Origin of the sequence: Streptococcus oralis, from assembly GCF_024399415.1 — a bacterium.
GTDB lineage: Bacteria > Bacillota > Bacilli > Lactobacillales > Streptococcaceae > Streptococcus > Streptococcus oralis_CS.
In genome coordinates, this window is record NZ_CP029257.1 from 790,929 (window position 1) to 805,953 (window position 15,025).

The 15,025-nt window shown below is 40.3% G+C and carries 10 protein-coding genes; 9 read left to right on the forward strand and 1 reads right to left on the reverse strand.

Going from position 1 to position 15,025, the window contains the following annotated elements; all coding sequences use genetic code 11:
• Positions 1-5: 5 nt before the first annotated feature.
• Genes DG474_RS03875 through DG474_RS03885 form a run of 3 tightly spaced genes read left to right on the forward strand, consistent with a single transcriptional unit; the run spans position 6 to position 5,605 of the window.
• Positions 6-2,165, forward strand: a complete 2,160-nt coding sequence (locus DG474_RS03875; protein ID WP_255778855.1) for an O-antigen ligase family protein — start codon at positions 6-8, stop codon at positions 2,163-2,165.
• Positions 2,166-2,222: 57 nt separating this feature from the next.
• The gene (locus DG474_RS03880) at positions 2,223-3,035 is read left to right on the forward strand and encodes a LicD family protein (protein WP_247942895.1); all 813 of its coding nucleotides are present in this window, start codon (positions 2,223-2,225) and stop codon (positions 3,033-3,035) included.
• Between the two features lie 41 nt (positions 3,036-3,076).
• Entirely contained in the window at positions 3,077-5,605 is a 2,529-nt protein-coding gene (locus DG474_RS03885; protein WP_255778856.1) for an MBL fold metallo-hydrolase, read from the forward strand.
• Positions 5,606-5,651: 46 nt separating this feature from the next.
• Here DG474_RS03885 and DG474_RS03890 read toward each other — a convergent pair whose 3' ends face one another.
• Positions 5,652-7,130: an oligosaccharide flippase family protein gene (locus DG474_RS03890; RefSeq protein WP_255778857.1), complete on the reverse strand. Its 1,479-nt coding sequence runs from the start codon at positions 7,128-7,130 to the stop codon at positions 5,652-5,654.
• A 122-nt stretch (positions 7,131-7,252) separates the two neighbouring features.
• Between DG474_RS03890 and mecA the strand changes: the two genes are divergently transcribed.
• The 6 genes from mecA to DG474_RS03920 all read left to right on the forward strand — a co-directional run bounded on the left by mecA (position 7,253) and on the right by DG474_RS03920 (position 14,985).
• Positions 7,253-7,993, forward strand: coding sequence for an adaptor protein MecA (gene mecA / locus DG474_RS03895; RefSeq protein ID WP_049485091.1), 741 nt, complete (start codon positions 7,253-7,255; stop codon positions 7,991-7,993).
• Between the two features lie 147 nt (positions 7,994-8,140).
• Complete coding sequence (locus DG474_RS03900) at positions 8,141-9,427, forward strand: homoserine dehydrogenase (RefSeq protein ID WP_255778858.1); 1,287 nt, start codon at positions 8,141-8,143, stop codon at positions 9,425-9,427.
• A 1-nt stretch (position 9,428) separates the two neighbouring features.
• A complete protein-coding gene (thrB, locus tag DG474_RS03905) occupies positions 9,429-10,298 on the forward strand; it encodes a homoserine kinase (protein WP_044020572.1) in 870 nt (289 codons plus the stop codon).
• Between the two features lie 214 nt (positions 10,299-10,512).
• Positions 10,513-11,451, forward strand: a complete 939-nt coding sequence (msrB, locus tag DG474_RS03910) for a peptide-methionine (R)-S-oxide reductase MsrB (protein ID WP_255778859.1) — start codon at positions 10,513-10,515, stop codon at positions 11,449-11,451.
• A gap of 59 nt (positions 11,452-11,510) precedes the next feature.
• Positions 11,511-13,235: an ABC transporter ATP-binding protein gene (locus tag DG474_RS03915; protein WP_255778860.1), complete on the forward strand. Its 1,725-nt coding sequence runs from the start codon at positions 11,511-11,513 to the stop codon at positions 13,233-13,235.
• A 1-nt stretch (position 13,236) separates the two neighbouring features.
• A complete protein-coding gene (locus DG474_RS03920) occupies positions 13,237-14,985 on the forward strand; it encodes an ABC transporter ATP-binding protein (RefSeq protein WP_255778861.1) in 1,749 nt (582 codons plus the stop codon).
• Positions 14,986-15,025: the final 40 nt, after the last annotated feature.

Here is a 15,025-nt window from a genome sequence, read left to right on the forward strand (position 1 = left end):
TGAAAATGAATTTTTCAAAAATGGATGAATACTTTGAAAAATCAAAACTATGGATTGCGTATCTATTTGTTTTCATTTCGATTTTAAGTATGAGTTCACTGGTTTATAAGATAGCAAATCCCCTCTACAAGGGATTATCAGCGATTGTAGTGCTTTATATTTGCTATACCTTATTGTTTAAGTGGAAAGAAATCACAGCAGATCGCAAATTTCTATCCTTATTTGGACTCTTAGCTGGAAGTCATCTGCTATCAGCTGTTTTCAATCGCTCTGGACATCTGATTGGAAATGTGATTGAAATTCTCTTCATGGTAACCTATGTTTTATTATTTACCATGTTACAATCAGGGCAACTTAAAAAATTATTTGACTGGATTGCCTATACGGTTCAAATTGTATCTTTTTCTTCAGCAATTTTTGCGTTTGGTTTATTGATAAGTAGAGTCCTCATCCTATTTAAGATTGGTGAACAATCTTATTACTATGGTGTCATGAACGGCCGTCTGTGGGGGATTGTCAATCCAAATGCTAGTGCGATATTTTCATACATTAGCATTATTTTGGCTATGTATTTGATCCATAAAGGAAGTAAATATTCTGTTTATCTTAAACTGAACAATGTGATTCAATTCGTTTACTTCGCTACGATGCAAAGTCGAGGAGCCTTACTTTCTTTACTTCTCATGATTGGACTCTATAGTTTCTTTGCTACTAGAGGAAGTATCGTTAAACGATTCCTCACTTTTATAGTTGCTGGTTTGCTGATTACTGCAACTAATATTGGATTAAGCTATGTAACTTCAATCTATATCTCATCTGAAACTGCGACTGTCTTAGATTTAAACAAAGGAGAATCCTATGCTGAAACAGATTCGTCTGTCACTAAGAAGAACGGTGAGCTCCATCTGATCGAAACAACACCAAGTGGTAGAACCTATATCTGGAAAAATGCCATCAAGATGGGAAGTGCCAAACCAATTTTTGGTTATGGTGTACGAAACGTTCCAGATTACTACGCAGAATATTTCAGTAAATTTGAGATTCAAAACTCCCTTATCGGTGGGAATTTCCATAACATTTTTGTGACTATATTTGTCAGTTCGGGAGTTATAGGTTTGGTATCCTTCCTTCTTGTACTGGCTTATGTCATCAAGCGCTTTTTAACGTATTTGATTGTTTCCAAGAAACATACTGATAAATTGATCATGATCCTTTTCTTTGGTATCTTGTTTGGTCAATTATTTGAAAGTCAGATTATGTATTCAACCAACTTTATTAATATCATCTTCTGGCTAGCGATTGGCTATGGACTCGTAGTCTGCAAACGGGATGAAGGAGTTCGGTACCAAGAAGTAACAGATGTCAATGAAATTCAAGAGATGGAACTTGGAATCATGGAGTATATTCATGAAGTTTGTCAGAAAATTGGTGTCAAGTATTTCTTAGCATATGGAAGTCTAATTGGTGCTGTTCGCCATCAAGGATTTATCCCTTGGGATGATGACATGGATATCTGCATGTTACGAGAAGATTATGAAAAGTTGCAAGACTACCTTATCGCTAACCCTGATGAACGTTACGAGGTCATGTCTTATAAAAATAATCTCAACTATGTCTATCCCTTCATGAAAGTGCAGGATAACCATACTTACTTGCTGGAAGAAGATGTTCGCATTGATTCGAATATGGGAATCTATGTCGATATTTTCCCTGTGGATGGCTACGAGGATGACGTACAATTTAAAAACAAGATGACGAAACTGATAAAGAAACGTCAATTGAGTTGCTACACCTTCAAAGGCATTACCAATACAAAAAGTGTACTGAATTCACTGCTACGTTATGTGTCAGTTATTATTTTCTATTTCACCAATACGAACAAATACGTTGCCCAGATTGAAGAGCTTGCAAAATCCCGTAAAGTCTCAGATTATGAGCAAGTGGATTATCTTATCTACAAGGATATGAACAAACCAGTGTGGAGACGTGAATGGCTGGAACAAGTTACTACTGGAATATTTGAAGGTAAGGAATTTACCATTCCAAAAAATTATCATGAAATTTTGACCTCAGACTACGGAGACTATATGCAATTGCCACCGGTTGAACAAAGAGTATCTCATCATGATTTTAAATTATGGAAGATTGTTAAAAGGTCTAAATGACGGGATTGGGATTAAGAAACGTTTAAAAATATAGTCAAATTTAGGAGAATAGAACCTATGTCTGAAAGAACTTTAACTCTTGAAGAAATAAAGCAAGTAGAATTGGATATTTTAAAGTATCTACATGATCTTTGTGAACAACATCAAATCAAATACTTTATTGATTTTGGAACCTTACTAGGGGCCGTACGCCATAAAGGATTTATCCCTTGGGATGATGATACAGATATTTCCTTGGCGCGTGATGAATTTGAAAAACTGTACAAGGTTTTACAAAATGAAAATCATCCCTACTATAAATTGATTTCATTCAGAGAAACAAAGGGATATCCATACAGTTATATGAGAGTCTATGATGTAAGGACTCGTCGAGATGCTAACCTCGTAGACCCAACGGTTGTATTGGGAACTTGCGTTGACATTTTTCCATATGATGGTGTCGTAAAAGAGGAAAGTGACCGTAAAAAAATGAAGCTCTACAAATATTTCATTCGCCTTTCTTCTTTGAATTTTAAAGGGATCAAGTCTGAGAATGGTGGACTTAAGAACCTCCCTCGTTATATGGGATCAGCTATTTTCCGCTTAACTTCCCCACAGCTATGGAATCAAAAATTAGAGAGCCTTGCTTTGAAGTATAGTGTAGATCAAGCAACAGATCTAACTTGTACTATCTATGACCCTTATTATCCAAATGGTATAAAAAAAGAATGGCTCTATGATTTGATTGATATGCCCTATGAAGACATTGTGGTCAAGGTTCCGAGAAAATACCATGAAATACTTGTCTACGAATTTGGAGAAAACTATATGACTCCACCTCCTATTGAGCAACAAGTCCCAGGAGGGGATAAAAATTATTGGATTGATTAGATTTAAAAGTTGCTTATTGTTAAGATAAAGGAGTTTTCAAGGTGAAAAATAAATGGTTATTAAAATCAGTCAGCTATAGTGTTCTCGCATTCTTTCTATTACTGATTCAGTTATCGCAAGGAGTAGATGCAGATACCATCTCTGCAGGTTCGGGCAATCGTATCCATTTCATAAATACTAAAGCAAAATCTGGGAGTGATGCCATCCTTCTGGAAAGCAATGGTCACTATGCTTTGATTGATATGGGGGAAGACTATGATTTCCCTGATGGGAGTGACCCACGCTATCCAAGCCGCTGGGGAATTTCCATGAGAAATTATCAAGTATTGGAGGATCGATTGATTCGCCACTTGGATCAAATAGGTGTAAAAAAATTAGATTTTATTATAGGCACTCATGTTCATAGTGACCATATTGGTGGAGCAGACGAAATACTCAATCGATATCAAGTCGGTAAGTTTTATTTGAAAAAATATTCAGATGATCGGATCACAGCAAACTGGGGACTATGGGATAATCTTTTCAATTATGATAATGCTTTGAGAGCAGCTCAAAAACGAGGAGTTACTCTTATCCAGAATATTTCAGATGAGGATAGCCATCTAAAATTAGGTGATATGGATATCCAACTCTACAACTATAAGAATGAATATGATGCTGACGGGAATCTGAAAAAAGTTCGAGATGATAACTCCAACTCCATTGTTTCAGTAGTGACTGTGGCAGGAAAGAGAATCTATCTTGGTGGAGATTTGGATAATGCCGAAGGAGCAGAAGATAAGTTAGGTCCAGTTATCGGCAAGGTTGATATGATGAAATGGAACCACCATTATGATGCGACAATTTCAAATACGATTAATTTCCTTGAAAACTTATCACCAAAAATGATTATTCAGACAACTGGTGGAGATATTAATGTTGCTTCAACCAGAGAATACCTTCAGAAGAAAAATATTCAGGTTCTTCATGCTGCTAGCCAAACTCAAGACGCTACCGTTTTTGATATTAGCGATAAAGGATTTGCAAATGTTTCAAATTCCTTCCCTAATATCCCTGTAGTTGACGAAAAATGGTATCAAGAAGATGGTTATTGGAAATATCGTTTGACTGACGGAGAAATGGCTATCGGCTGGAGAGAGATTGGCGGAGCCACTTATTTCTTTAATGGAAAAGGACAAATGCAAGCAGGTCGCTGGCTTCACCTTAACGACGACTGGGGAGAAAATGCCAAAGGGAATGATTACTATCTGAACCAAAATGGTAAAATGCAAACTGGTGGTTGGTTCAAACTAGATGACTCTTGGTATTATATCCAATCAAATGGTGCTAGACGATTTAGCGAGCTCTCTGAAATTGGAGGGAAAAAGTATCTCTTTGCTGCAGATGGGAAGATGCTAACAGGACACCAAGTCTATAATGGCAAGAAGATGTTCTTTAGCGAAAGTGGTGCACTCCAAACAGCAGGTAAGCCTTCAACATGGCAAAAGATTGATTCAAATTGGTATTTCTATGATGAGGATGGGCTAAAGACCATCGGTAAAAAGAATATCAATGGAAGCACATACTACTTTAATCAAGAAGGTATCATGCAAACTGGCTGGGCATTTGTTGATGGTCACTGGAACTATTTTGCAAGTTCTGGAGCTATGAAAACCGGCTGGGTCAAGGATCAGGAAACATGGTATTATCTGGATAAAGATGGCATCATGTTAACTGGCAGACAAGATATAAATGGTGTTCGTTACTATTTGAATGCTAGTGGTGCCATGCAGACTGGATGGAAGTGGCAAGACAATAGCTGGTACTTCTATACGAACTCAGGTGCTATGAAAACTGGTTGGTTGAAAGATAAAGAATCATGGTATTATTTGGATCCAGAAACAGGTATTATGGCTGTAGGATCTAAAGAGATTGACGGTAAGAACTATTTCTTCAGCTCAGCAGGTACTATGCAAGTTGGATGGCAGTGGTCAAATGATTCTTGGCATTACTACGCTACGTCGGGCGCACTCCAAACTGGTTGGTTGAAAGATGGTGATGTCTGGTATTATCTTGAAGGTAAGGAAGGCGTTATGTTAGTCGGCCTCCATCAAGTAGATGGTAAGCAATATTACTTTAGCAAATCTGGTGCCATGCAAACAGGCTGGAAATGGTTTGATAATCATTACCGTTACTTTGAATCAAATGGAGCCATGAAAACTGGTTGGATAAAAGACAAAGGCGTCTGGTATTATCTAAATCCTGAAGATGGCATCATGTTGGTTGGCCTTCATAAAGTAAATGGTGATCATTATTACTTTGATGAATCAGGAGCTATGCAGAAAGGTTGGAAACAGCTTGATGGTAATTGGTACTATTTCCAAGCTGATGGTTCTTTGTTGAAGAACGCAACAACACCTGATGGTTATAAAGTAAACGAAGAAGGAATCTGGAAACAGGCTGTTGCTGCTGTAAATAGCGATGCAGTCAAGCCAGAACAGAAACAAGAAGCTAATTCCTCTATTGTTGAACAACCTAAACAAGATTCAAATCTAGAAGCCAACGCTTCTGATAAGAAAGAAAAAGAATAAAGAAGAAATCCCCTACTGACAACTAATTTATCAGTAGGGGATTTTTTTAATTTCGTTTTAATTTAGCAAGTACAAGGTTCAGTGCATAGTGGAGTGTTTTATCTTTGGTAATAAAGAGGGTCAAGAGGTAATAGATACCACAAGTTGCTACGGTAGACAGAACCATGAGAATCATATTGAAGTTTACTGTGTAGGAATTGATTTGGAAAATCATCTTGAAAATATAGAAGATTGGGATAAAACCAAGGGATATAATGCTATAACGTGTTAAGGTTATAAAAATTTCTTTTAAACTAATCAGTTGGTGTTTCTTGATAAAATGAATTTCAAGTAAAACAACGATAGTTTCTGCGATAATGGTCGTAGCGATGTAATACTCAGGTGCAAAAATATTATTGAAATACAAGATGCTATTTAATAGTATATTGGCACCACCACCAAGGAAGTAGAAGGCGGTTAAGCGATTTTCATGGTCATTGATAAAGATAATCTGTTTACCAAGAATCAACTCAATAGCCCAAATGATGGTACGAAAAGCGAAGACGCTAGTTACGATACCCGCTTCAAGATATTTTTCAGAAGAATAAATAACAGTTGCGTACCGTCCCAATATCATAATCCCAATACTAGTTGGAACCATAAGGAAATAGAATAAGGATGCCGCTTGATTCACGAGATAATTATAGGACTTGTAATCCTTTTTACCGAGATAGTAGCCAAGGCGCGGAATACTAACGTTGATAGCTCCACTCAAGACACTGGCAATCAACATGACAATACTATAGGCAATTGTATAATAAGAAATGTAGTTTTCATCTGGTCCCTTGGTGATAAACATTCTATCTAGCAAGGTGTAAAGCATATTAGCGTTTGCTAAGAGAAGCATAGTGAAGAGCGGTTTAGAAGCTTTGACTAATTCGACGAATCCAATTTTAACAAAAGAAACTTCTCTCTTAATCCAAAGAAAACTGAGCAGGTAGTTGAGGATAGTGGTCGCTGTCATAACGATAGCATAAGGAACAATATCATCTGCCGTTTTAACAAAGGCGAAGATAGCGACCAGCATGGTAATTCGAATAATTAATGTTTTATAGAGGATGAAGGCATAGTTTTCATAAGCCTCGTTCATCCATTCGATATTGAGAAATTGGAAGAGTGCTTGGGCCCCTAGGATGTAGTACAGGACTTTCAGATTCTCAATGCTGGTGTCAAAGAAGATAATGAGGAAGTAGATACCTGTCGTCAGGAGAGAGGTGAAAACCGAGATATAAAACAACTTAGAAAAGACGTAGTTGATTTTATTCTTGTCATCCTTGACCTTACTAATAGCTCGAATCCCGTAGTTGTATATTCCAAAGGCAGCTAGTGGAATAATGAAACTTGCCCAGGTATTGGCTGTATTGAAATAACCGTAATTGGATTTGCTGAGAATCCGCGTCAGATAAGGATTGGTTATCAGTGGAAAAACGATATTGAGAATATTGACCAGCAAGCTGGCCAAGGCATTTACTTTTATATTTTTCATTGAACTTTCTTTCTTAAATCTAAAATCATATCTAGTATTATATCACATTCTCGCTTCATTCTTTTGATAAAATCGTAAAAATCTAGTATAATAGATAGACTGAAAGTATGAGGTTACTAGATATGAAGATGAAACAAATTAGTGATACAACACTGAAAATAACGATGACTTTAGATGATTTGATGGATCGAGGAATGGAGATTGCGGACTTTCTCGTTCCTCAGGAAAAAACCGAAGAGTTTTTCTATGCTATTTTAGATGAGTTAGAGATGCCAGACAATTTCTTGGATAGCGGCATGCTGAGTTTCCGCGTGACGCCAAAACCTGATAAGGTGGACGTCTTTGTGACCAAGTCCAAGATTGACCAAAATCTGGATTTTGAAGATTTGGCGGACTTACCAGACATGGAAGAATTAGCCCAAATGTCGCCGGATGAATTTCTCAAAACCTTGGAAAAGAGCATTGCAGATAAGACCAAGGACGATATTGAGGCCATTCAATCTCTAGAGCAGGTCGAAGCAAAGGAAGAAGAGCAAGAGCAGGCAGACAAGGAGACTGAGAGTAAGAAAGAACCTTATATCTACTATATCCTGCGCTTTTCAAGCCTTGGTGACTTAGTTGCTTTTGCAAAGACGGTTAACTACCAGATGGAAACCTCTGAACTCTATAAGATGAATGGGCACTACTATTTGACAATCTTAGTCGATGTGGAAAATCATCCAAGTCCATATCCGGCTTGGCTCTTGGCTCGTATGCGTGAGTTTGCAGACGACAGTGACATCAGTCGTTCAGTCTTGCAAGAGTATGGGCAAATCTTGATCAATCACGATGCAGTTCTTAATCTGCAAAAGATTCGTTCATAATTTTTAAAATCAATTTTCATTTATCAAGAAAGACGAATCATGGGATTCGTTTTTTCTTTTCTAGACTGAAATAGTGATTTACTATAATAGGAATTTTCATAAAATTCTGTTATAATGGCTATATCAGAAAATTTCTAGGAGACAAACATGACAGTTAAAATTGCTTTACTTGGATTTGGTACCGTTGCAAGTGGCGTGCCTTTCCTCCTAAAGGAAAATGGAGAAAAAATCGTTCAGTCAGCTCATTCAGAGATTGAAGTAGCCAAGGTATTGGTCAAGGATGAAGATGAAAAGAACCGCTTGCTTGCAGCAGGGAATGACTTTAACTTTGTAACCAATGTAGATGATATTTTAGCAGACAAAGATGTTACCATTGTAGTGGAATTGATGGGACGTATCGAACCTGCTAAGACCTTTATCACTCGTGCCTTAGAAGCTGGGAAACACGTTGTTACTGCTAACAAGGACCTTTTGGCTGTCCATGGTGCAGAATTGTTAGAAATCGCTAAAGAGCACAATGTGGCACTCTACTACGAAGCGGCAGTTGCTGGTGGGATACCAATTCTTCGTACCTTGGCAAATTCGTTGGCTTCTGACAAAATCACTCGTGTTCTTGGTGTCGTAAACGGAACTTCTAACTTTATGATGACCAAAATGGTCGAAGAAGGCTGGTCTTATGATGACGCTCTTGCGGAAGCACAAAGACTAGGTTTTGCAGAAAGTGATCCTACAAATGACGTGGATGGGATTGATGCAGCCTACAAGATGGTCATTTTGAGCCAATTTGCCTTTGGGATGAAGGTTGCCTTTGACGATGTAGCCCACAAGGGAATCCGTAACATCACACCAGAAGACGTAGCTGTAGCCCAAGACCTGGGCTATGTAGTGAAATTGGTTGGTTCTATCGAGGAAACTCCTTCAGGTATTGCCGCAGAAGTGACCCCAACCTTCCTACCTAAAGCACATCCACTTGCCAGTGTGAATGGTGTAATGAACGCTGTTTTTGTAGAATCTATCGGTATCGGTGAGTCTATGTACTACGGACCAGGTGCTGGTCAAAAACCAACTGCAACAAGTGTTGTAGCAGATATTGTTCGTATCGTTCGTCGCTTGAATGATGGTACCATTGGTAAAGACTTCAACGAATATAGCCGTGAATTGGTCTTGGCTAATCCAGAAGATGTCAAAGCTAATTACTATTTCTCAATCTTGGCTCCAGACTCAAAAGGTCAGGTCTTGAAATTGGCTGAGATTTTCAACGCTCAAGATATTTCCTTCAAGCAAATCCTCCAAGATGGCAAAGAGGGTGACAAGGCGCGTGTCGTGATTATCACTCATAAGATCAATAAAGCACAACTTGAGAATGTTTCAGCTGAGTTGGGCAAAGCTTCAGAATTTGACCTCTTGAATACCTTCAAGGTGTTAGGAGAATAGGATGAAGATTATTGTACCTGCAACCAGTGCCAATATCGGGCCAGGTTTTGATTCGGTCGGTGTAGCTGTAACCAAGTATCTTCAAATTGAGGTTTGTGAAGAACGGGATGAGTGGTTGATTGAACACCAGATTGGCAAATGGATTCCCCATGACGAACGTAATCTTTTGCTTAAGATTGCCTTGCAAATTGCGCCTGACTTGCAACCGAGACGCTTGAAAATGACCAGTGATGTTCCCTTGGCGCGTGGTTTGGGTTCTTCTAGCTCGGTTATCGTTGCTGGGATTGAACTGGCTAACCAACTGGGCAATCTCAACTTATCTAACCACGACAAATTGCAGTTGGCTACCAAGATTGAAGGACATCCTGACAATGTAGCTCCAGCCATTTATGGAAATCTTGTTGTTGCGAGTTCCGTTGAAGGGCACGTTTCTGCGATTGTGGCAGACTTCCCGGAGTGTGATTTTCTAGCTTATATTCCCAACTATGAATTACGCACTCGCGATAGCCGAGGTGTCCTTCCTAAGAAATTGTCCTACAAGGAAGCTGTTGCAGCTAGTTCTATCGCCAATGTGGCCGTTGCAGCCTTATTAGCAGGAGATATGGTGACAGCTGGCCAAGCAATCGAGGGGGACCTCTTCCACGAGCGTTATCGTCAAAGTCTGGTCCGTGAATTTGTGACGATTAAGCAAGTAGCCAAAGAGAATGGTGCCTATGCAACCTATCTTTCTGGTGCTGGACCGACAGTTATGGTCTTGGCTTCTCATGACAAGATGCCAGCGATTAAGGCAGAATTGCAAAAGCAGTCTTTCAAAGGCAAACTTCATGATTTGAAGGTTGATACCCAAGGTGTCCGTGTCGAAACAAAGTAAAGAAATAGAGGATAGGATGGGGAAACTCTCGACCAGAGGGCTTCCTATCCTTTTTTTGAAAAGAAGTTTATACTCAATGAAAATCAAAGAGCAAACTAGGAAGCTAGCCGCAGGTTGCTCAAAACAGTGTTTTGAGGTTGCAGATGTAAGCTGCCGTGGTTTGAAGAGATTTTCGAAGAGTATTAGTTAAAAACTCGATAAAGGAGAAACGAAGATGGCAGAAATTTATCTAGCAGGTGGTTGTTTTTGGGGGTTAGAGGAATATTTTTCCCGTATTTCTGGAGTGCTGGCAACCAGTGTCGGCTACGCTAATGGGCAAGTCGAAACGACCAATTACCAGCTGATTAAGGAAACAGACCATGCAGAAACGGTTCAAGTGATTTACGATGAGAAAGCAGTGTCACTTCGAGAAATTTTGCTTTATTATTTCCGAGTCATCGATCCCTTATCTATCAACCAGCAAGGGAATGACCGTGGTCGTCAATATCGTACTGGGATTTATTACCAAGATGAAGCAGACTTGCCTGCTATCTACACAGTGGTGCAGGAGCAGGAACGCATGCTGGGTCGAAAGATTGCAGTAGAAGTGGAGAAACTTCGGCACTACATTTTAGCAGAAGACTACCATCAAGACTATCTCAAGAAAAATCCTTCAGGTTACTGTCATATCGATGTGACCGATGTTGAGAACCCATTGATTGATGCTTCTAACTATGAAAAACCTAATCAAGAGGTGTTAAAGGACAGTTTAACTGAAGAGTCCTATCGTGTCACCCAAGAAGCTGCTACAGAGGCTCCATTTACCAATGCCTATGACCAAACCTTTGAAGAAGGGATTTATGTAGATATCACGACTGGCGAGCCACTCTTTTTTGCCAAGGATAAGTTTGCTTCAGGTTGTGGTTGGCCAAGTTTTAGTCGTCCGATTTCTAAGGAGTTGATTCATTATTACAAGGACATGAGCCATGGAATGGAGCGAATCGAGGTTCGTTCTCGGTCGGGAAATGCTCACTTGGGTCATGTTTTTACAGATGGACCGCAGGAGTTAGGTGGCCTCCGTTACTGTATCAATTCGGCCTCCTTGCGTTTTGTAGCAAAGGATGAGATGGAAGAAGCAGGATACGGCTATTTATTACCTTATTTAAATAAATAAAACTGAGAGGGTGGGGCTTCCCACTTTCTTCATTTCCAGAATAAGAATAGAAGGGATCTATGAAACACTTACTATCTTACTTCAAACCCTATATCAAAGAATCGATTCTAGCACCCTTGTTCAAGTTACTTGAAGCTGTTTTTGAGCTCTTGGTTCCCATGGTGATTGCTGGGATTGTTGACCAGTCCTTGCCCCAGAGAGATCAAGGGCATCTATGGATGCAGATTGGCCTGCTCCTTATCTTTGCAGTGATTGGCGTTTTAGTGGCCTTGGTAGCCCAGTTTTACTCAGCCAAGGCAGCGGTTGGTTTTGCCAAGGAATTGACAGATGATCTTTATCGTCATATTCTTTCCTTACCCAAGGATAGTAGAGATCGTCTGACAACTTCTAGCTTGGTGACTCGCTTGACTTCGGATACCTACCAGATACAGACTGGGATCAATCAATTCCTGCGCCTCTTTTTGCGAGCGCCTATTATCGTTTTTGGTGCCATTTTTATGGCCTATCGCATCTCGGCTGAGCTGACTTTCTGGTTTTTAGTTATGGTTGTCATTTTGACGATTGTCATTGTCGGCCTATCTCGGCTAGTCAATCCTCTCTACAGTAGTCTCAGAAAGAAAACGGATCAGCTGGTTCAGGAAACGCGTCAGCAATTACAAGGCATGCGAGTTATTCGTGCTTTTGGTCAGGAAAAACGAGAGTTACAAATTTTTCAAACTCTTAACCAAGTTTATGCTAGATTACAAGAAAAGACAGGTTTCTGGTCTAGTTTGTTAACACCACTGACTTATCTGATTGTTAATGGAACTCTTCTCGTCGTCATCTGGCAGGGATATATTTCAATTCAAGGAGGTTTACTCAGTCAAGGTGCCCTGATTGCTCTTATCAACTACCTCTTGCAGATTTTGGTGGAATTGGTTAAGCTCGCCATGCTGATCAATTCCCTCAACCAGTCCTATATCTCAGCCAAGCGAATCGAGGAAGTCTTTGACGAGGCTCCAGAGGATATCCATTCAGAGTTAGAACAAAAGCAAGCTACCAGAGATAATGTTTTACAAGTCCAAGAATTAACCTTTACCTATCCTGATGCCGCCCAGCCTTCTCTGAGAAACATTTCCTTTGATATGAAGCAAGGGCAAATCCTTGGTATCATCGGAGGAACTGGTTCTGGTAAATCAAGCTTGGTGCAAGTCTTACTTGGTCTTTATCCAGCAGACAAGGGGAGCATTGATCTTTATCGAGATGGATGCAGTCCTCGTAATCTTGAGCAATGGCGGTCTTGGATTGCCTATGTGCCCCAAAAGGTCGAACTCTTTAAGGGAACTATTCGTTCCAACTTGACTTTGGGTTTCAATCGAGAAGTGTCTGACCAGCAACTCTGGCAGGCCTTGGAGATTGCGCAAGCTAAGGATTTTGTCAGTGAAAAGGAAGGACTTTTGGATGCCCTAGTTGAGGGAGGAGGGCGAAATTTCTCAGGCGGACAAAAACAAAGGCTATCTATTGCCCGAGCAGTCTTGCGTCAAGCTCCATTTCTCATCCTAGATGATGCGACCTCGGCCCTCGACACCATCACCGAGTCCAAGCTCTTGAAAGCTATCCGAGAAAATCTGCCAAATACGAGCTTAATCTTGATTTCTCAACGGACTTCGACACTTCAGATGGCTGACCAGATTCTCCTTTTGGAAAAAGGTGAGCTCCTAGCTGTTGGCAAGCACGAGGACTTGATGAAAACTAGCCAAGTCTATCGCGAAATCAATGCATCTCAACATGGAAAGGAGGACTAGCATGAGACGACAAACTGCAAACCAGACGCTCAAACGTTTAGCCGTAGATTTAGTAAGCCATCCTTTTCTCCTTTTCCTTGCCTTTCTAGGAACTATTGCCCAAGTTGCTTTATCGATCTACCTACCTATCTTGATTGGGCAGGTCATTGACCAGGTCCTAGTAGCTGATTCTTCACCAGTTTTTTGGCAGATTTTCCTTCAGATGATCTTGGTGGTTATAGGAAATACACTGGTACAATGGGCCAATCCTCTTCTTTATAATCGTCTAATCTTCTCTTATACCAAAGACTTGCGAGAGCGAATCATTCATAAGCTCCATCGTTTACCGATTGCTTTTGTGGATCGGCAGGGCAGTGGAGAGATGGTCAGTCGTGTGACCACAGACATCGAGCAGTTGGCAGCTGGTTTGACCATGATATTTAACCAATTTTTCATTGGCGTCTTGATGATTTTGGTTAGCATTCTAGCAATGCTTCAAATTCACCTCCTCATGACCCTCTTGGTCTTGCTGTTGACGCCACTGTCTATGGTGATTTCACGCTTTATTGCCAAACGCTCTTATCATCTCTTCCAGAAGCAAACAGAGACGAGGGGAATTCAGACTCAGCTGATTGAAGAATCGCTTAGCCAGCAAACTATTATCCAGTCCTTTAATGCTCAGACAGAGTTTATCCAAAGACTGCACGAGGCGAATGCCAACTACGCAGGCTATTCTCAGTCAGCCATCTTTTATTCTTCAACGGTCAATCCTTCGACTCGCTTTGTCAATGCGCTCATTTACGCGCTTTTAGCTGGAGTGGGAGCTTATCGTATCATGATGGGATCCACCTTGACTATTGGGCGTTTAGTGACTTTTTTAAACTATGTCCAACAGTACACCAAGCCCTTTAACGATATTTCTTCAGTTCTAGCCGAGTTGCAAAGTGCTCTCGCTTGTGCAGAGCGCATCTATGCTGTCTTAGAGAACTCTGAGGTGTCTGAAACAGGTAAGGAAGTCTTGACCAGCGACCAAGTCAAGGGAGCTATTTTCTTTAAACATGTCTCTTTTGGCTATCATCCTGAGAAGGTTTTGATTAAGGATTTATCCATTGATATTCCAGCTGGTAGCAAGGTAGCCATCGTTGGTCCGACAGGTGCTGGAAAATCAACTATTATCAATCTCCTCATGCGTTTTTATCCTATTAATTCAGGAGATATCTTGTTAGATGCTCATTCCATTTACAATTATACCCGAGCGTCATTGAGACAGCAGTTTGGGATGGTTCTCCAAGAAACCTGGCTCAAGCAAGGAACCATCCATGACAATATTGCCTTTGGAAATCCTGATGCTAGTCGGGAGCAGGTGATTGCTGCCGCAAAAGCAGCCAATGCAGACTTTTTCATCCAACAGTTACCACAGGGATACGATACCAAGTTGGAAAATGCAGGAGAATCACTATCTGTCGGTCAAGCCCAGCTCTTGACCATCGCCCGAGTCTTTCTAGCTATACCAAAGATTCTTATCTTAGACGAAGCGACTTCCTCCATCGATACACGGACAGAAGTGCTAGTACAGGATGCCTTTGCTAAACTCATGAAGGGACGTACAAGCTTTATCATTGCTCACCGTTTGTCAACCATTCAGGATGCGGATTTGATTCTTGTCTTGGTAGATGGTGACATTGTAGAGCATGGTAACCATCATGATCTCATGGATAGAAAGGGCAAGTATTACCAAATGCAAAAAGCTGCGGCCTTTAGCTCTGAATAAGTCATTCCTACCCATTTAAATTCTTAATGACACTAAAAGT

Coding starts and splice junctions, on each gene's coding strand:
- DG474_RS03875 (WP_255778855.1), top strand. CDS start 6: ATGAATTTTTCAAAAATGGATGAATACTTTGAAAAATCAAAACTATGG.
- DG474_RS03880 (WP_247942895.1), top strand. CDS start 2,223: ATGTCTGAAAGAACTTTAACTCTTGAAGAAATAAAGCAAGTAGAATTG.
- DG474_RS03890 (WP_255778857.1), bottom strand. CDS start 7,130: ATGAAAAATATAAAAGTAAATGCCTTGGCCAGCTTGCTGGTCAATATT.
- mecA (WP_049485091.1), top strand. CDS start 7,253: ATGAAGATGAAACAAATTAGTGATACAACACTGAAAATAACGATGACT.
- DG474_RS03900 (WP_255778858.1), top strand. CDS start 8,141: ATGACAGTTAAAATTGCTTTACTTGGATTTGGTACCGTTGCAAGTGGC.
- thrB (WP_044020572.1), top strand. CDS start 9,429: ATGAAGATTATTGTACCTGCAACCAGTGCCAATATCGGGCCAGGTTTT.
- msrB (WP_255778859.1), top strand. CDS start 10,513: ATGGCAGAAATTTATCTAGCAGGTGGTTGTTTTTGGGGGTTAGAGGAA.
- DG474_RS03915 (WP_255778860.1), top strand. CDS start 11,511: ATGAAACACTTACTATCTTACTTCAAACCCTATATCAAAGAATCGATT.
- DG474_RS03920 (WP_255778861.1), top strand. CDS start 13,237: ATGAGACGACAAACTGCAAACCAGACGCTCAAACGTTTAGCCGTAGAT.